20 protein-coding genes and 2 riboswitches are annotated in these 18,132 nt (G+C 53.1%); of the genes, 19 read left to right on the top strand and 1 reads right to left on the bottom strand.

Annotation, left to right across the window (positions count from 1 at the left end; genetic code table 11):
- Position 1 precedes the first annotated feature (1 nt).
- The 19 genes from smc (at position 2) to LI114_RS01150 (ending at position 16,604) form a co-directional block, all read left to right on the top strand.
- Entirely contained in the window at positions 2 to 3,574 is a 3,573-nt protein-coding gene (gene smc / locus LI114_RS01240; RefSeq protein WP_227218684.1) for a chromosome segregation protein SMC, read from the top strand.
- 25 nt (positions 3,575 to 3,599) lie between these two features.
- Positions 3,600 to 4,505 (top strand): signal recognition particle-docking protein FtsY, encoded by a 906-nt coding sequence (gene ftsY, locus LI114_RS01235; protein ID WP_227218682.1) that lies wholly within the window; start codon positions 3,600 to 3,602, stop codon positions 4,503 to 4,505.
- 101 nt (positions 4,506 to 4,606) lie between these two features.
- The gene (locus LI114_RS01230; protein WP_227218680.1) at positions 4,607 to 5,125 is read left to right on the top strand and encodes an isochorismatase family protein; all 519 of its coding nucleotides are present in this window, start codon (positions 4,607 to 4,609) and stop codon (positions 5,123 to 5,125) included.
- Positions 5,126 to 5,137: 12 nt separating this feature from the next.
- Positions 5,138 to 5,722: an RdgB/HAM1 family non-canonical purine NTP pyrophosphatase gene (rdgB, locus tag LI114_RS01225; protein ID WP_022128318.1), complete on the top strand. Its 585-nt coding sequence runs from the start codon at positions 5,138 to 5,140 to the stop codon at positions 5,720 to 5,722.
- Positions 5,723 to 5,732: 10 nt separating this feature from the next.
- Positions 5,733 to 6,029: a YhbY family RNA-binding protein gene (locus tag LI114_RS01220; protein ID WP_022128319.1), complete on the top strand. Its 297-nt coding sequence runs from the start codon at positions 5,733 to 5,735 to the stop codon at positions 6,027 to 6,029.
- On the top strand, positions 6,029 to 6,640 hold the full coding sequence (nadD, locus tag LI114_RS01215) for a nicotinate (nicotinamide) nucleotide adenylyltransferase (protein WP_227218679.1): 612 nt from the start codon (positions 6,029 to 6,031) through the stop codon (positions 6,638 to 6,640). Before LI114_RS01220 ends, nadD begins: the two co-directional genes overlap by 1 nt.
- Positions 6,641 to 6,643: 3 nt before the next feature.
- The gene (yqeK, locus tag LI114_RS01210) at positions 6,644 to 7,234 is read left to right on the top strand and encodes a bis(5'-nucleosyl)-tetraphosphatase (symmetrical) YqeK (RefSeq protein WP_022128321.1); all 591 of its coding nucleotides are present in this window, start codon (positions 6,644 to 6,646) and stop codon (positions 7,232 to 7,234) included.
- Between the two features lie 10 nt (positions 7,235 to 7,244).
- Positions 7,245 to 7,631: a ribosome silencing factor gene (gene rsfS / locus LI114_RS01205; protein WP_413770889.1), complete on the top strand. Its 387-nt coding sequence runs from the start codon at positions 7,245 to 7,247 to the stop codon at positions 7,629 to 7,631.
- A gap of 3 nt (positions 7,632 to 7,634) precedes the next feature.
- Positions 7,635 to 7,958, top strand: a complete 324-nt coding sequence (locus LI114_RS01200; RefSeq protein WP_227218675.1) for a hypothetical protein — start codon at positions 7,635 to 7,637, stop codon at positions 7,956 to 7,958.
- Positions 7,959 to 7,992: 34 nt separating this feature from the next.
- Positions 7,993 to 10,401 (top strand): leucine--tRNA ligase, encoded by a 2,409-nt coding sequence (gene leuS / locus LI114_RS01195; protein WP_227218673.1) that lies wholly within the window; start codon positions 7,993 to 7,995, stop codon positions 10,399 to 10,401.
- 244 nt (positions 10,402 to 10,645) lie between these two features.
- Positions 10,646 to 10,819: a 30S ribosomal protein S21 gene (gene rpsU, locus LI114_RS01190; protein WP_022128325.1), complete on the top strand. Its 174-nt coding sequence runs from the start codon at positions 10,646 to 10,648 to the stop codon at positions 10,817 to 10,819.
- Positions 10,820 to 10,928: 109 nt separating this feature from the next.
- Positions 10,929 to 11,423, top strand: coding sequence for a YqeG family HAD IIIA-type phosphatase (locus LI114_RS01185; RefSeq protein ID WP_227218671.1), 495 nt, complete (start codon positions 10,929 to 10,931; stop codon positions 11,421 to 11,423).
- On the top strand, positions 11,420 to 11,884 hold the full coding sequence (locus tag LI114_RS01180; protein WP_227218669.1) for a hypothetical protein: 465 nt from the start codon (positions 11,420 to 11,422) through the stop codon (positions 11,882 to 11,884). Before LI114_RS01185 ends, LI114_RS01180 begins: the two co-directional genes overlap by 4 nt.
- 19 nt (positions 11,885 to 11,903) lie before the next feature.
- Complete coding sequence (locus LI114_RS01175; RefSeq protein ID WP_227218667.1) at positions 11,904 to 12,764, top strand: TIM barrel protein; 861 nt, start codon at positions 11,904 to 11,906, stop codon at positions 12,762 to 12,764.
- A 6-nt stretch (positions 12,765 to 12,770) separates the two neighbouring features.
- Positions 12,771 to 13,211 carry a type II 3-dehydroquinate dehydratase gene (gene aroQ / locus LI114_RS01170; RefSeq protein WP_227218665.1) on the top strand — a complete coding sequence of 147 codons (441 nt, stop codon included), beginning with the start codon at positions 12,771 to 12,773 and terminating at the stop codon, positions 13,209 to 13,211.
- A gap of 15 nt (positions 13,212 to 13,226) precedes the next feature.
- Positions 13,227 to 14,300 carry an aminopeptidase P family protein gene (locus tag LI114_RS01165; RefSeq protein ID WP_227218663.1) on the top strand — a complete coding sequence of 358 codons (1,074 nt, stop codon included), beginning with the start codon at positions 13,227 to 13,229 and terminating at the stop codon, positions 14,298 to 14,300.
- Positions 14,301 to 14,462: 162 nt separating this feature from the next.
- A complete protein-coding gene (gene efp / locus LI114_RS01160) occupies positions 14,463 to 15,020 on the top strand; it encodes an elongation factor P (RefSeq protein ID WP_022128331.1) in 558 nt (185 codons plus the stop codon).
- Positions 15,021 to 15,062: 42 nt separating this feature from the next.
- Entirely contained in the window at positions 15,063 to 15,629 is a 567-nt protein-coding gene (locus tag LI114_RS01155) for a CD1247 N-terminal domain-containing protein (RefSeq protein ID WP_227218661.1), read from the top strand.
- 25 nt (positions 15,630 to 15,654) lie between these two features.
- A riboswitch (FMN riboswitch) is annotated at positions 15,655 to 15,778 on the top strand.
- A gap of 127 nt (positions 15,779 to 15,905) precedes the next feature.
- Positions 15,906 to 16,604, top strand: a complete 699-nt coding sequence (locus LI114_RS01150) for an ECF transporter S component (RefSeq protein WP_227218659.1) — start codon at positions 15,906 to 15,908, stop codon at positions 16,602 to 16,604.
- Between the two features lie 90 nt (positions 16,605 to 16,694).
- Here LI114_RS01150 and metK read toward each other — a convergent pair whose 3' ends face one another.
- Positions 16,695 to 17,882 carry a methionine adenosyltransferase gene (metK, locus tag LI114_RS01145; RefSeq protein WP_227218656.1) on the bottom strand — a complete coding sequence of 396 codons (1,188 nt, stop codon included), beginning with the start codon at positions 17,880 to 17,882 and terminating at the stop codon, positions 16,695 to 16,697.
- A 129-nt stretch (positions 17,883 to 18,011) separates the two neighbouring features.
- A riboswitch (SAM riboswitch) is annotated at positions 18,012 to 18,119 on the bottom strand.
- Between the last annotated feature and the right edge of the window lie 13 nt (positions 18,120 to 18,132).

The following is an 18,132-nucleotide window of genomic DNA, read 5'->3' as shown; positions in this document are numbered from 1 at the left end:
AATGTATCTGAGATCGCTGGAGCTGCAAGGCTTCAAATCTTTTCCCGATAAAACAAAGCTGACTTTCAATAAGGGCATCTCGGCGGTAGTAGGGCCGAATGGCAGCGGCAAGAGCAATATTGGCGACGCCATGCGCTGGGTTCTGGGCGAGCAGTCTTCAAAAAGCCTGCGCGGAAAGACCATGGAGGACGTAATATTCTCGGGCACTCTGCACCGCCCGAAGTCGAGCTTCGCGCAGGTGATAATCACCATCGACAACGCCGACGGCGCGCTAAAGACCGAGGACGAGGTAGTTTCCGTATCGCGCAAACTCTACCGCAGCGGCGACAGCGAATATCAGATAAACGGAAAAGCCGTGCGCCTGAAAGACGTTACCGAGCTTTTTATGGACACTGGTCTGGGCAAAGACGGCTACTCGATAATCGGGCAGGGCAAGATCGACGAGATAGTTTCGAGCAAGGCGGGCGACCGCAGGCAGATATTCGACGAAGCGGCGGGTATCTCAAAATTCCGCAGCCGCAAGGAGGAAACTGAGCGCAAGCTGTTGGCCGCCGAGGACAACATCAGCCGCCTTACCGACATACTTTCCGAGCTTGAAAACCGCATCGGCCCGCTGAAAAGGCAGTGCGAAAAGGCGAAGCAATTCAAGCTTCTGGACGACGAGCGCTCGCAGCTGGAAGTTTCGCTTTGGGTGAACCGCCTGAGCGAGCTGACGGCGGCGCAGAAGCAGTTCGCCGAAAAACTGCGCACGCAAAAAGCCGAGTACGAGCAGATCTCGCAGACCCTCGACGAGCTTGACGAGAGCATAGAAAAAGGCTTTGCCGACGCGGCGGCGCAGGGCGCGCGGGCTGAGGAGCACCGTGAAAAGATACACGAGATAGAGCTGAGAAATTCGCAGGCGGCGGCTAAAACTGCCGTCATCGAGAACGATATAGAGCATTTGAATTCGCAGATAGCTCAGCTTCGCGACAGCATCGAGCAGTCAAAGAGCAGCGGGTATTTCCTGCAAATGCGGCTGGAAGAGCGCACCGCGGCGCTGGCAGATCTGCAAAACGACCGAGAACAGGCGGCGGCGCAGGCGGCGGAATGTGAGCAGGCGCTGGGCGGCGCGGCGGAAGATCTTTCGCAGGCGGCCACGCAGACCGAGCGGCTCTCCGCCGAGCTGAACGCGCTTTATCTGAAACGCTCGAATGCGGCATTTCGTCTGGAAACGGCGAAAAATTCAGCCGCGGCGGCTTTGGAAGCGCTTGGAACACTCGGCGAGGAGAAGCAGACCTACGGCGAAAAGCTTGATATGTACTCCGCCGAACTGGAAAAACTCACTGCCGCCGAGCAGCGGCTGACTACCGAGCAGACCGAGCTTGCCAACCGCACGGCGGGCTTTGAGAAGCTGTATCAGTCGAAATCGGCAAAGCTGAAAGAGGCGGGCGCGGCGCTGAACGAGGACGAGAGCAGGCTGCGCGGCGCGAACCAGCGGCTAGGCATTCTCCGCGACCTCGAAAACGCTATGGAGGGCTTTTCTTACAGCGTAAAATTTATAATGAAAGCCGCCGCCGCGGGCAGGATCTCGGGCGTTTGCGGCTCGATAGCGCAGCTTATCTCCGTGCCGGACGAATACTCCACCGCTGTGGAAACGGCGCTGGGCGGGGCGCTGCAAAACATCGCCGTTGAAAACGAGGACGGCGCGAAAAGGGCGATACGTCTGCTGAAAGAGGCTAAGGCGGGCAGGGCAACATTCCTGCCGCTGACCTCGGTGAACGGCAGACTGCTGAACGACGCTCCGCAGGGCGAGTTCGGCTACGTCGCCCTCGCCGCCGAGCTGGTTTCCTGCGACGAGAGATACAAGGGGCTGATACGCAGCCTGCTGGGCAGGGTAGCCGTGGCTGAGGATATCGACGCCGCCTCCGCCATCGCCCGCAAATACGGTTACAGATTTAAGATAGTAACGCTCGATGGTCAGGTGGTAAACGCGGGCGGCTCGTACACGGGCGGCAGCATTTCAAAAAGCGCGGGCATACTCACCCGTAAAAACGAGATCAGCGAGCTTGAACGCACCGCGCAAAAGCTGACGGCAGACATCGCTGAGCAAAAGACCCGCTGCGAGAAACTTTCGCAGGAGGCGCAGAAGTTAGCCGCCGAACTGGAGGGCGGCAGGGCGCGCGCGGCTGAGATAAAGAACGATATGCTGCGAAATTCGCTGGAGCAAAAGCGCGTTTCGCAGGCGGCTGACGAGCTGAAAAACGGCGCGGATAAGCTGAATGAGAGCCTTGAAAAACAGCAAAAATTGCTCGCCGATTCGGAAGAACAGTCGCAGCAGGCGGCGCAGGAGATGCAGAAACTCGAGGGCGAGATCGGCGGAATGGAGAGCGAGCTTTCGCAAAGCCGTGAGAAAAACGCGGCGGCGGCGGAGCAGCGAACCAAGCTTTCGCAGCAGCTTTCAGAGCTGAAGATCGCCGAAGCCGAGCTTAGCAAGGATATAGAAGCCTGCAAAGATCAGCTAAAGCAGATAAACGATTCGATAGATGCGGGCAGGGGCGACGAGAGCCGCCTGCTGGAAGAGATAGGCGAGTGCGAAAAGGCGATAGCCGATAAAAAGGCGGAAACTCAGCGCATCGCGGACGAAGCGGCAGGCTCGGGCGACGAAACCGCCGCGCTTGAGGAGCAGATAAACGCTGCCCGCCGCCGACAGTACGAGCTGAACGCCGAAGCCGAAAAACTGCGCGCCGAGCAGAAAAATAAGATGAACGAGCGCGAAACGCTCTCCGCCGATATGACGCGGCTGAGCGAGCGCGACGCTAATTTAAAGAGCGAATTTGATAAACTTGTCGGCAAACTTTGGAACGAGCACGGACTTACGCGGACGGAAGCGGCGGAGCAGTACGAGCCGCCCGAGGACGTATCCGCGGCGGGCATACGCCTAAACGAGCTGAAAACGCAGATAAGATCGCTCGGCAGCGTCAACCTAGGGGCGATAGAGGAGTACGCCGAAGTTTCTGAGAGGTACGAATTTATGACTTCTCAGCTGGGCGACGTGCAGAAGTCAAAGCGCGAGCTGGAAGAGCTTATCGAAAGCTTGACGGAAAACATGAAGTCGATATTTACCGAGAGCTTCGATAGGATAAACAAGCATTTTTCAGATATATTCGTAGAGCTTTTCGGCGGCGGCAAAGCGAGCCTTTCGCTCACCGACCCCGAAAACGTGCTGGAATGCGGCATTGATATAAACGTAGCGCCCCCCGGCAAGGTCATAAAAAACCTTATGGCGCTTTCGGGCGGCGAAAAGGCATTCATAGCGGTGTGCATATATTTCGCGATACTCACGGTACGCCCCTCGCCTTTCTGTCTGCTGGACGAGATAGAGGCGGCGCTCGACGACGTGAACGTTGCGAAATACGCGGCTTACCTGCGTAAATTTACCGATAAAACGCAGTTTATTGCCATTACTCACCGCCGAGGTACTATGGAGGAAGCAGACGTGCTTTACGGCGTTACCATGCAGGAGGACGGCGTATCGAAGCTGCTGAAAATGGATATGGACGAAGCTAAAACGGCGGCTGCCGCCGCTGCAAAATGATATAAAAAGGAGAGTGTAACGGCTAATGGGATTTTTTGAAAAGCTGAAAGCAGGACTCAAAAAGACGAAAGACTCTATGATGAGCAAGATAGAGCGGCTGCTCGGCTCGTTTACCAAGATAGACGAGGAACTTTTTGAGGAACTGGAGGAAACGCTGATAATGTGCGACATCGGCGTGAACACCTCGGTAAAGATCTGCGAGATGCTGCGCGAGCGCGTTAAGAAAAAGGGAATAACCGACCCGCTGCTGATAAAAGACGAGCTGAAAGACGTGATAGTAGAGATGATGGGCGAGGATCAAACGCTCGACCTCTCTACAAACCCCAGCGTTATCCTCGTTATCGGCGTAAACGGCGCGGGCAAGACCACCACCATCGGCAAGCTTGCCTACTCGCTGAAACAGCAGGGCAAGAACGTGATAGTCGCGGCGGGCGATACTTTCCGCGCGGCGGCTATCGACCAGCTGGAGGTCTGGACTGAGCGCGCGGGCTGCGATATTATCAAGCATAACGAAGGCTCTGACCCCGCGGCGGTAGTTTTCGACGCTCTCACGGCGGCTAAGGCTCGCGGCGCAGACGTTGTCCTCTGCGACACGGCGGGCAGACTGCACAATAAGAAAAACCTAATGAACGAGCTGAAAAAGATCTCGCGCATAGTGCACGAGCAGGCTGAGGGCTGCTCGCTGGAGGTGCTGCTTGCGCTCGACGCGACCACGGGGCAGAACGCTGTAAGTCAGGCAAAGCTTTTCAACGAGGCCTGCGACATAACAGGAATAATCCTCACCAAGCTAGACGGCACGGCAAAGGGCGGCATTATCATAACGATAACCGACGACCTGAAAATACCTGTAAAGCTTGTGACCGTCGGCGAAAAGATAGACGATTTGCAGCCTTTCGTAGCGAAAGATTTCGTGAACGCGCTGTTTGAATAATTGTATAACTGTACGGATTTTCGTACTGATTATAGATATATGCAAAAATATTAAATTGATTTGTGGAAAAGAAAACTGAAAAAAGTTTGGGGGCAGTATTTATGGATAACGTGCTTTTTGTAGTAAATATGCAGGAATTGTATGCAGGCAAAAACAGAAATAAGGAAAAATATTCCTTTGACGCCGATACGCTTACTCAGAATATCAACAAGCGTATTTCAGAATATCAGCCTGAGGAAGTTTTTTACATCAAAAGTATAGGAAAAGGGCTTTTTAAAGGCTCAATGCCGAAGCCGGAATCCCGCGACGCTGATTTTGCCAGGGATATAAAGGTAGTATCGAAAAATATTTACGAGAAGAATAAGGCAGACTGCTTTTCCAACGACGCTCTGGCAGACCTCATGCGCGCCAGAAATGTCAAGGAAATAGAGTTCGTCGGCGTGGACACGGGCACGGATATAGGCACGAGCGCTTACACCGCTACCGAAGATCTGGATATAAAAGTAGTTTACAACGAGCTGTGCATGGTGGTGATGTCGCCCGAAAAGGCGGCGAAATACCGCGATAAGCTGAGGAAAACGCGCGTTACCTTCAAGCACGACTGGAACGAGATAAAGTAAGGATATTAAAATATGAAACTGATAATTGCAAGCGGCAATGCGGGCAAGGTGCGCGAGTACAAAGCGCTTCTTGCGCCGCTGGGATTTACCGAGGTGCTCTCGCTGAAAGACGCGGGCATCGTGAGCGACCCCGAGGAAACGGGCGCTACCTTTGAGGAAAACGCCGCGATAAAGGCGCGCGCGCTGAAAGAGCTTTGCGACTGCGCAGTGCTGGCGGACGACAGCGGTCTGGAGGTTGACGCGCTTGGCGGCGAGCCCGGCGTTTACTCGGCGCGGTACAAGGGAATAAAGACCGACGAGGAAAAAAACGAGTACATTCTGGGCAGGCTTGCCGGTCTGCCTGATGAAAAGCGCACGGCGAGATTTGTCTGTGTTATACATTTTATATATCCCGACGGCAAAGAGGTCGCGGCGCGCGGCGTTTGCGAGGGTATCATCGGCAGAGAGCCGCTGGGTGAAAACGGCTTCGGCTACGACCCGATATTCATGTACGGCGAAAAAAGCTTCGCGCAGCTTTCGCAGGAGGAAAAAAGCGCAGTTTCTCACCGCGGCAATGCGCTGAGAGATCTGCTGGAAAAACTTTCAGAGAATAAATGAGGAAAAAATTATGCTTACACCAAAACAGAGAGCCGAGCTGAAAGCGCTCGCAAATTCGATAGAGCCTGCTTTTCAGGTAGGCAAGGGCGGCGTGAACGACGCTCAGGCGGCGCAGATCGACGATTATCTGCGCGTTCACGAGATCATAAAGATAAAGGTGCTCGATAATTCGCTGCTCACCGCGCGCGAGGCGGCGGAGGATATAGCCGAGCGCATAGGCGCAGAGGTGGTGCAGTGCATCGGCTCAAAGGCTATACTCTACAAGCGCAACCCCAAAGAGCCTAAGATAAGGCTGAAAAATAAGTAATGGATATTGCAGTTTTCGGCGGCACTTTTAATCCCGTGCACAACGGCCACACGCGGCTGCTGCGCGAGGTGTGCGCGCGGTTCGATCTCGGCAAAGTGCTCGTTATCCCCACAAAGACCCCGCCGCACAAGCAGGCGCACGACCTGGCTTCCGAGCAGGACAGGCTCGCGATGTGCCGAATGGCTTTCGCTGAGTTTGAAAACGCCGAGATAAGCGATATAGAGCTGCGCCACGAGGGCAAAAGCTACTCGGTGCTGACGCTGCGCAGACTAAAAGAGCTTTACCCCGCCGATAAGTTGTACTTCATAATGGGCAGCGATATGCTGCTGAGCTTCGAGCAGTGGTACTGCTACCGCGAGATACTTTCGCTGGCGGCGCTGATATGTATATCCCGCAGCCGCGAGGATACCTCCGCGCTGGAGCCTTACGCCGAAAAGCTGCGCGCGCAGGGCGGGGAAGTGCATATCTTGGAATGTGAGCCGCTGGAGCTTTCGTCTACCGAGATACGCACGCTCATCTATAAAAAAAAGTTCACAAAACTCTCTTGCTATTTGAATGAAAATGTAGTAAAATATATAATGGATAAAAATTTATATGACAGGGCTGAATGAGAATTGGGAAGAGAATTGAACGACGTACTGAAAGCTTACCTGAAAGAGCGGCTTTCTAAAAAAAGATTTACACATTCTATGAACGTTGCCGATATGGCGCGCGAGCTTGCGCCCATCTACGGCGCAGACCCCGAACGCGCTTACTTCGCGGGCATGACGCACGATATTGCTAAAGAGCTGCCAAAGGACAAGCAGCTCGCGCTCGCAAAAAAGTGCACGCTCGGCGTAAGCCGCATAGAGCTTGCCTCGCCGCCGCTGCTGCACGCCCCCGCAGGCGCTCAGCTGCTGAAAGAGAGCTTTGGCGTAGAGGACGAGGACATACTTCTTGCTATAAGATACCACACCGTTGCGGCTGCGGATATGTCGCCGTTGGCGCAGGCTGTGTATCTGGCAGACCTTACCTCCGCCGACCGCGATTATAAAGACGTGAAAAAAATGCGCCGCTACGCCCACATTTCCGCCGAAAAGGGAATGTTTGAGGCGCTGAGGTTCTCGGTAGAAGATCTTACCGAAAAGGGCAGCACCATACCGCTTTGCACGATAGAGGCATACAACGAATACGCTGAATATTTCAGAGATAACAAAAAGAACTGAAACAGGAGAAATGCAGATGAATACTGAAAAAAACACCGCCGCGCAGCAGTCGCAGCTAAAGACTATCATCAAGGCGCTGGACTCTAAGCGTGCCGAGGATATACAGCTTATAGGCATACGCGACCTCACGATAGTCGCCGACTATTTCGTGATAGCTAACGGTACTTCAAACACCCACACCAAAGCGCTCGCCGACGAGGTAGAGTTTCAGCTGAAAGAGCAGGGCGTAGAGCCGCTGCGCGTAGAGGGCTACTCGGGCGCTAGCTGGATAATACTCGATTACGGCGATATCGTGGTGCACGTTTTCTATAAGGAAACGCGCGAATTCTATAACCTGGAAAAGCTTTGGCGCGACGGCGAATTTATCTCCGCCGAGAATTATTTGGAGGAAGAATAAGATATGGGCAGCGCTGAAAAGGGCAAAAAGCTCTGTATGCTGATAGGCGGGTACATGGTTGTAAAAAGCGCAGTAAACCTGCTGCTGGGCTTCGGGCTGATGAACATAGTCTGGCTGGCGGTAAACGCCGCGCTGGCTTGGGTGCTCTACACCGCTAAGCCTAATTTCCACATCGTAACGGGCGTTTTCCTCGCGCTGATGTTTTTGCTGAATGTAAAGAACAACATCGCGGGTCACCAGTGGTTTTACCTTGCCGAGGGCATAGCCGACGCAGCCTGCGCCGCCGCCCTCTTTATCAACAAGGACATAAAGGCGAGATTTTCATAAGACAAAATTTTACAAACATAAAGGAATGATTAAAATGAAGAATTACGATTTTGCCGCCATAGAGCAAAAGTGGCAGAAGTACTGGGAAGATAACGGTACTTTTAAGGCAAGCGACGATTATTCTAAGAAGAAATTTTACGCGCTGGTAGAGTTTCCCTACCCCTCGGGTCATGGTATGCACGTCGGCCATATCAAGGCGTATTCGGGACTTGAAGTAGTAAGCCGCAAAAGACGTATGCAGGGCTACAATGTGCTCTTCCCCATCGGCTTCGACGCCTACGGTCTGCCTACCGAAAATACCGCTATCAAGACCGGCGTTCATCCCCGTCAGGTAACTGACGAGAACATCGTGAAGTTTACCGGTCAGCTCAAAAAGGTCGGCTTTTCTTTCGACTGGTCGCGCGTTATAGACACTACAGATGAAAAATACTATAAGTGGACGCAGTGGATATTCCTGAAAATGTTTGAAAAAGGCCTTGTTTTCCGCGATAAGACCCTTGTAAACTACTGCCCGAGCTGTAAAGTAGTACTCTCGAACGAGGATTCGCAGGGCGGTCACTGCGACATCTGCCACAGCGAGATAGTTCAGAAGACCAAGGAAGTTTGGTATCTGCGCATAACCGAGTACGCCGATAAGCTGCTTCAGGGCCTTGAAGAGGTAGATTACCTGCCCAACGTAAAGCTTCAGCAGCAGAACTGGATAGGCAAGAGCACGGGCGCTTTCGTAGATTTCAAGATCAAGGAATTTGACGAGAAGCTGCGCATATACACTACCCGCCCCGATACCCTCTACGGCGTAACGTTCATGGTTATCGCCCCCGAGCACCCCGTTATACAGAAGTACCGCGAGAGCATCGCAAATATCGACGCCCTCGACGCTTATAAGACCGAGTGCGCGAAGAAGAGCGAGTTTGAGAGAACTCAGCTCGTAAAGGACAAGACGGGCGTTAAGATCGAGGGACTCACCGCTGTAAACCCCGTTACCGGCAAGGAAATACCTATCTACATCTCCGACTATGTAATGATGGGCTACGGCACAGGCGCTATCATGGCTGTACCTGCGCACGATTCGCGCGACTACGATTTCGCTAAGAAATTCGGCATAGATATAATCGAAGTCATCAAGGGCGGCGACATCTCTAAGGAAGCTTACACCGGCGACGGAGAGATGGTAAATTCGGGCGACCTTAACGGCATCACCAACAAGAAAGACGCCATCGCGAAAATGCTCGGCAAGCTCGAAGAGCTGGGCTGCGGCGAAAAGGGCGTACAGTATAAAATGAAGGACTGGGCTTTCAACCGCCAGAGATACTGGGGCGAGCCTATTCCGATAGTACATTGCCCGCACTGCGGAATGGTAGCAGTACCTTACGAGGAGCTGCCGCTGCGCCTGCCGCCCGTTGAGAATTTCGAGCCGGGTACTGACGGCAAGAGCCCGCTGGCTAAGATAGATTCTTTCGTACACTGCAAGTGCCCGAAGTGCGGCGGCGACGCTGAGCGCGAGACCGATACCATGCCCCAGTGGGCAGGCTCTTCGTGGTACTTCCTGCGCTACTGCGACCCGCACAACGACAACGAATTTGCTTCGCAGGAAGCTCTGAAATACTGGATGCCCGTTGACTGGTACAACGGCGGTATGGAGCACGTTACCCGCCACATGATCTACTCGCGCTTCTGGCACAAGTTCCTCTACGACCTCGGTCTCGTACCGACCTCTGAGCCTTACGCCAAGAGAACCGCGCAGGGTCTGATACTCGGCCCCGATGGTGAGAAGATGTCGAAGTCGCGCGGAAACGTAGTAGACCCTAACGACGTGGTAAAGGTCTACGGCGCGGACGTTCTCAGACTTTACGTTCTCTTCATGGGCGACTACGAAAAGGCTGCGCCCTGGAGCGAGAGCAGCGTAAAGGGCTGCAAGCGCTTTGTTGACAGAATATGGGCGCTTCAGGATAAGGTCACCGAGGGCGGCGAGTACAGCGAAGCGCTCAAGGTAGCTATGAACAAGACCATCAAAAAGGTTTCCGAGGATATAGAGAGCATGAAGTTCAACACCGCCATCGCCGCGATGATGAGCCTGCTCAACGAAGTTTACAACGTCGGCAGCATCAACAAGAAAGAGCTGCGCGACTTCCTGATTATCCTCTATCCTTTCGCACCGCATATCGCTGAAGAAATGTACCAGCTCATCGGCTGCGAGGGCATTCTCGACCGGCAGGAATGGGTAAGCTGGGACGAAAAGCTCTGCATCGACGCGACTATCGAGATAGTTTGCCAGGTAAACGGCAGAATAAAGTGCAAGCTCAATATCCCGAAGGACTGTCCGAAGGACGAGATGCTCGCGCTCGCAAAAGCCCAGCCCGAAGTAGCCGAACTGCTCGACGGCAAGAATATCGTGAAAGAGATAGCTGTGCCCAACAAGCTTGTAAATATTGTTGTGAAATAATTTCAGAAAATTTCAAAAAAGCTATTGACAACAAAGAAAAAATATAGTATAATAGAGTTTGTAGTTATGCTGAATAAATAATGGGTGTTTAAATTTGGCAGAGAGGGAGCGAAATAACCGCTCGCCAAGGTATGCGGGCCGCGTTTAATGCAGATGCAGCTTGCAGCCCCTTCACTATCACCGTTGTAAACACCGCGTTAAGCAAAACTATCTCTGTCAATGGCGGCAAAGGGAGGGAAATATTTTGGCAGAAATTCGTGTTGGAAAAAACGAAAGCTTAGATACCGCTCTCAAGCGCTTCAAGAGATCCTGCGCTAAGGACGGCGTTATCGCTGAGGTTCGTAAAAGAGAACACTACGAAAAGCCTTCGGTAAAGCGCAAGAAGAAATCCGAAGCTGCTCGTAAGCGTAAATATTGATCTATGAATTTTAAAGGCGGGCATTTTTATGTCCGCTTTTTCTTTTACAGATATGATGCAGAAACGCGGCTTACGCAGTTTCATATTTTTATAGACACGGGAGATATGTATGTTTAAACCAACATATGTTTTTGATAAGGTGGGGGAGATAACGCCAGAATTTCTGCACAAAAAGCAGATAAAAGGCCTGCTTCTCGACCTCGATAACACGCTTACTACACATAATAACCCCGTTCCGCCGCAGTCGAGTCTGGATTGGCTGGATAAGATGAGGGCGGCGGGGATAAAGCTGATGATAGTTTCAAATAATCATGCTCCACGCGTAACGCCTTTCGCCGAACAGCTCGGGCTGGACTTCGTTTCAGAGGGCAAAAAGCCGCTGACTTTCGGCTACACCCGCGCGATTAAGCGGCTGGGTCTGGAAAAGCGCAACGTTGCGGCAGTTGGCGACCAGATATTTACAGACGTGCTCGGCTCGAACCTAAAGGGCATACGCTCGATTTTTGTTTTCCCCATCGAGCCGGAAACCAGCCTGCCGTTTCGCTTCAAGCGGGCGATCGAGAAAGCTTTTCTGCCGAAAAAGCCCGAGGGTGCAAAGCGATGAGCGAAGAGATGAAAGAGATCCGCGTGAGCGCTTCGGCGGTGCGGCGCAGCTTTAACGAACTGGCGATAGCGCTGGCGTGCGTGGTGCTGAGCGGTCTGCTGATCTTCGTGACGAGCAGGACTTCGGCGGGCGCGGCAAATTTTGATAAGATAATTTTCGGCATAAGCTGCGCGGCGGCAGTATGGTGCGGCTGGCTGACTGTAAAAGCGGTGCTGAGCCGTAAAAATGCAAAGATCTGCTACAATGATAGCGGCTTTACGCAGGTAAGCTACAACAAGAAAGTTAAAAAATACCGCTACGAGGACATCGCGCGGGTGACCTATATCCCCGAGCGCGACCGTGCGGACATCGAGATAAAAAACGGCGAGAAGATATCCCTAACGCTCGACCTTGCGGGCGCGCGCGATTTTTATCGTCTGCTGCGCGAAAAGGCTGACGACTGCGGGTACGCCGTGATGTGAAAAATGGAGGTGCAAATAAATGTCGGCAAGATTTGGCCCAGCGGGAAATTCTGAGGCTTTTTCCGCAAAATACAAGACCACTCTGCAAGCGCCCGGCTATCTGGAAGCCATGGGGCTCGACCACTACGAATATCAGTGCGGCAGGGGAGTGCGCGTTACTGACAAGACGGCTTTCGCCCTGCGCGACAAGGCGGCGGAGCACGGCATAACGCTCTCGCTGCACGCCCCATACTTCATCTCGCTTTCGAGCGTTGAGGAGGAAAAGCGCGACAACAGCATAAATTACATAATTCAGTCCTGCGACGCGGCGAAACGCATGGGCGCGGACAGAATAGTTATCCACAGCGGAAGCTGCGCGAAAATGAGTCGTGAGGCGGCGCTGGAGCTGGCTAAGGAAACGCTCGCCCGCGCGAGGAAGCGCGCCATAGAGGAGGGCTTTGAGGACATTCACTTCTGCCCCGAAACTATGGGCAAGGTCAACCAGCTTGGCAACCTCGCCGAGGTGCTGGAGCTTTGCAAGCTGGACGATACTTTCATTCCCTGCATAGATTTCGGCCACCTCAACGCGCGCGAATTCGGCTATATAAAAGGTATGGCGGAGTACGAAAAAATGCTCGGCGACGTGGAAAATGCCCTCGGCGCTGACAGGCTGAAAATTTTTCACAGCCATTTTTCAAAGATAATGTTCACAGTGCCTGGCGGCGAGAAGAAGCATCTGACGTTTGACGATGATCAAGGTTTTGGACCCGACTACGAGCCGCTCATGGAGCTTGTGGCGAAGAAAAACCTTTCGCCGATATTCGTTTGCGAGAGCGCGGGCACGCAGGACGCCGACGCGCTGACGATGAAAAAATGCTATCAGGATTTTTGCGGAGAGTGATGTAAAATGAAGAAAATACTGGTGATACACGGCCCTAATCTGAACCTGCTCGGCGAGCGCGAGCCGGGCTATTACGGCAAGGACAGCTTTGAATCTGTCAACCGCGAGATAGCGGAAAAGGCAGCCGCGCTGGGCTTTGAGTGCGAGATATATCAGTCAAACCACGAGGGGGCAATCATCGACAAGCTGCACGCCGCAAGGCTCGAGTGCGCGGGCGTTGTGATGAACGCGGGCGCTTACACGCATTACAGCTACGCCATTCGCGACGCCATCGCCGCGATAAGAATACCCGTCGTAGAGGTGCATATGTCGAATATCCACTCGCGCGACGAATTTCGCCATACTTCGGTGATCGCGCCCGTATGCGCGGGACAGATCGCGGGCTTTGGCAAAAATTCCTACCTGCTGGGTATCGAAGCGCTAAAAGGCATACTTGAAGCTGACTGACGGAGGTGACAGATCATGACGCCAATTGAATTACTGAAACATCAGATGAAAGGAAGCTGCGAGTGCGCGCTGATAACCTCGGCTGTAAACCGCCGCTACTTTACAGGCATGAAGTCCACCGCGGGAACGGTAGTGGTTTTCCCCGACGCAGCGTACCTGATAATCGACTTCCGCTACATCGAGCGCGCGCGCAAGACCGTCAAGGACTGCGAAGTAGTGCTGCAAAAGTCGGGCGGCGGGCTGTATCAGCAGATAAACGAACTTTGCGCCGAGCGGGGAGTGAGCGAGATAGCCGTAGAGGCCGACACCATGACCCTCGCCGAAGCTGACGAACTGTCCGAAAAACTGGACTGCAAGCTTGACCGAAGCCGCGCGCTCAGCGAACTTATCGGCGAAATAAGAGTCATAAAGACCCCCGAGCAGATCGAAAAGGTGATAGAGGCGCAGCGCATAGCCGAGCGCGGTTTTGAACATATGCTCGATTTCATACGCGAGGGCGTTACCGAAAAGGAGATACAGCTAGAGCTGGACTATTTCATGCTGCGAAACGGCGCTGAGGGGCTTTCTTTCGACACGATAGCGCTGAGCGGCGCGAACACGGCTATGCCGCACGGTATCCCCACCGACAAGCCCGTAAAGCGCGGCGAATTTGTACTGATGGACTTTGGCTCGCTGGCTGACGGCTGGCACAGCGATATGACCCGAACAGTCGCCCTTGGCGAGCCGAGCGAGAAGATGCGCGAGGTCTACGACATAGTGCTGAAAGCACAGGCGACGGGCATAAACGCGGCGCGCGCGGGCATAAATGGTAGCGAACTTGATAAGGTCGCGCGCGACTACATAGCGGCGCACGGCTACGGCGAATATTTCGGTCACTCGCTCGGTCACGGCGTCGGCATGGAGATACACGAAGCCCCGACCGCTTCGCCCACTTGCGAAAACGTGCTGGAGGACGGCATGATAGTTACCGTAGAGCCGGGCATTTATATCGAGGGCGAATTTGGCGTTAGGATCGAGGATTTCGTAGTTATCCGCGAAAACGGCTGCGAAAATATGACCCGCGCCGAAAAGTCGCTGATAATTCTGTAAAAAAAATATTAATACCGCAAAAAAATATTAAAAACCACTTGAAAAAATTATAAAAGTAGGCTATAATATTTATAAGGAGAATTCTCGTAGGAAAAGTGTGCCCGTTTGCGGACAGTTGCCGAGAATGCTCATTTTTTCAAAAAACAACTGGAGGTAAAAATAATGATAACAGCAGGAGATTTCAGAAATGGAATGACTTTCGAGGAAGACGGCAACGTAATGCAGATCGTGGAATTCCAGCACGTTAAACCCGGTAAGGGCGCTGCTTTCGTAAGAACTAAGGTAAGAAACGTTATCACCGGTTCCGTAGTAGAAAAGACCTACAACCCTACCGCTAAGTTCCCCACCGCTTTCGTTGAGAGAAAGGATATGGAATACAGCTATAACGACGGCGATCTTTACTACTTTATGGATCCCGAGACATACGATATGGTACCCGTAAGCTCGAGCGAGCTTTCCGACAACTTCAAGTTCGTTAAGGAAAACGAAGTCTGCAAGATCCTTTCCTATAAGGGCAAGGTTTTCGGCGTAGAGCCTCCTTACTTCGTAGTTCTTGAAGTTACCGACACCGAGCCCGGCATCAAGGGCGATACCGCTACCAACGCTACCAAGCCCGCGACCGTAGAGACCGGCGCTGAGATCAAGGTGCCCCTCTTCATCAACACCGGCGACAAGATCAGGATCGACACCAGAACCTGCGAGTATATGGAGCGCGCATAATTTACAGCGCATATAATGTTGTTCTGAAAGGAGAATGCTTTTATGGAGCTTTCTAAGAAGGTAGGTTACATCAAGGGTCTTATGGCGGGCCTCAAGATCGACGATTCTACACCTGAGGGTCAGGTGCTCGCGGCTATGAGCGACCTGCTCGAAGAAATGGCGGAGGAAGTTGAGATAAACTCTGAGATAATCGACAACGTTACCGCTTACATCGACGATCTCGAATATTGCGATGATGACTGCGAATGCGAGTGCGACGACGATGACTGCGATTGCTGCGGTGATGAGTGCGACTGCTGCGACGATGAGGAAGAAGACGATCTTTCCGACATCAAGGCGGTAGAGTACGACGAAGATCCTATGCCTGAGAATGGCTGCGGATGCTCTGCCTGCGCTGCCGAAGAACCCGCTTCTCAGCCCGCTCAGTCTGCTCCCGAAGCAGAAGTACCTGCGCCCGCGCCCGCGAGCCAGCCTGCGGAAGAGGAAGAAGTTCCCCAGTACGAGTGCGCTTGCCCGATATGCGGCGTGTCCTTCGGACTTACTCAGAGCGACCTCGACAGAGGCTCGGTAAATTGTCCCGGCTGCGGCGAGATACTCGAGTTTGAATAAACGCTTATAACGCAGAAATTTTATACATATGTTTCAAGGGGTGGTGAAATTCCACACCGGCGGTGATAGTCCGCTAACAGACCCGCGCGGTCTGCCGAATCGGTGAAATTCCGATACCGACGGTATAGTCCGGATGAAAGAAACAGGCTATGCAAATTTTTCGCATACAGCAAAAGCTGAAATGCAGATAAGCCGAACTCCCTGTGACGAACGTTGCGGGGGGTTCTTTTTTTGCACAAGATGTTTCTTCCAAATTGATTTTTAGGAGGAATTATAATGAGCAATGAAGCTTTGGCGAGCAAAAGCTCGAAGAAAGTTGATATTAAAAAACTGGCGGTGCTGGCGATTTTTATAGCGTTCGGCTACATCAGCCTTTACGTTTTCAGATTTAAGGTTTCGTTCCTGACGCTTGATTTTAAAGATGTATTCATCACTATGGCGGGCTTTGTTTACGGCCCTGCGGCGGCGGCGCTCGTCGCGGCGGTAGAAACGGTGCTCGAGCTTTTCACGGTAGCTACTACGGGCTTTTGGGGCGCGATAATGAACTTCGCGGGCAGCGCGGCTTTTGCTGTTACCGCCTCGCTGATCTACAAGTACCGCCGCAGCTTTTCAGGCGCGATAATCGGGCTGGTATCGGCAGTTTTTTCAATGACGGCTGTTATGCTCGTGATGAACATGGTGATAACGCCGATCTACACGGGCGCAGACCTCAAGACCGTCATCGGCATGATAATGCCCCTGCTGCTGCCGTTCAATCTGACAAAGGCTATCCTAAACGCCGCGGTGACGTTCATTGTCTACAAGCCGCTTTCGCAGGCGCTCAAAGGCGCGAGCGTTATCCCCGCGAGCGACAGCAATTTTAAGATCGGCAAAAAGACAGTCGCAGGCGTTGTTATCGCCGCGGTGATAGTCGCCGCTTCCATCGCCGTGCTGATAGGTCTTTTCGGCGGCACGTTCGAGTTTGTAAAGAAGTAAAAGACCAAACCACAAAATTTCTGCGTTGTATATAAAAAAAGCAGGCTGCCAGTCAAACAGCCTGCTTTTCTTTATGTTTGTTTGCAAATTTTACTTCACGATGTCGGCGAGAGCAGCTTTCAGCTCCTCAGTCTTGTCGGTAAGCTCCCACTTCACGCCGAGGTCTTCTCTGCCCATGTGTCCGTAAGCCGCGAGCTGGCGGTACTGGGGCTTTCTGAGGTCGAGCGCCTTGATGATAGCGGCGGGGTGGAAATCGAAAACGCGGTTTACCGCTTCCGAAATGTCCTTGTCAGCCGCAGCACCTGTGCCGAATGTGTCAACGCGAACGGATACGGGCGAGGCAACGCCGATAGCGTAAGCGAGCTGTACTTCGCACTTCTTCGCCAGACCTGCCGCTACTACGTTCTTCGCAGCCTTTCTCGCAGCGTATGCCGCCGAGCGGTCTACCTTTGTCGGGTCTTTGCCCGAGAACGCTCCGCCGCCGTGTCTGCCAACGCCGCCGTAGGTGTCTACGATTATCTTTCTGCCCGTCAGACCGCTGTCGCCGTGAGGGCCGCCGATAACGAATCTGCCTGTCGGATTGACGTAAATGGTAGTGTCATCGTCCATCAGCTCGGCGGGGATAACTGCCTTGATGACCTTCTCGATGAGGTCGGCGCGTATCTGCTCGAGCGCAACGTGTTCGTCGTGCTGTGTGGAAACTACCACCGCGTCGATGCGTACAGGCTTGCCGTCCTCGTTGTACTCAACGGTCACCTGAGTTTTGCCGTCGGGACGCAGATAGCTCAGCTCGCCGCTCTTGCGAACGTCGGTAAGCTTCTTGGCCAGCTTGTGCGCCAGCGAGATGGAGAGCGGCATAAGCTCTGGCGTTTCATCGCAGGCGTAGCCGAACATCATGCCCTGGTCGCCCGCGCCGATGTCGCCGATGTTTTCTTCTCGGCCCTCGAGCGCATTGTCAACGCCCATCGCGATGTCGGTAGACTGCTTGTCGATGGTGGTGAATACTGCGCAGGTGTTGCCGTTGAAGCCGTAAGCGTCGTTGTCGTAGCCTATATCGCAGATGACTTTGCGCACGATGGAAGGGATATCCACCTGCGCCTTAGTCGTGATCTCGCCCATGCACATTACCATACCTGTGGTGGTAAGCGTTTCGCAGGCAACGCGCGACTGCGGATCTTGCTCGAGCATAGCGTCGAGTATAGCGTCAGAAATGTTGTCGCAAATTTTGTCGGGGTGACCTTCCGTCACCGATTCAGATGTAAATAGAATTTTAGACATTGGCGTAACTCCTTTTCATGTCGTGGCAATATCGTACAACTAGCTTGCGCGACACCGCCTTAGTTTTCCATAGCGAAAAAAACCGCCCCGGGATACCTCCCGAAGCGTTAGTGAAAGTCTCGTGGATTTTCCTCATCTTCCGGACTGTTATCCGCAGGAATTAGCACCTTTTCGGCTGTTTTACCGTTAGGTTGCCGGGCTTCACAGGACCTGTTCCTCCGCCGCTCTTGATAAGGCAGACTAAATTAGT

This window comes from Ruminococcus sp. 210702-SL.1.03 (assembly GCF_020559915.1).
Lineage (GTDB): Bacteria > Bacillota > Clostridia > Oscillospirales > Ruminococcaceae > YE71.
Note: the sequence above shows the minus strand (reverse complement) of the source record. Positions and strands in the feature narration are given on the sequence as shown.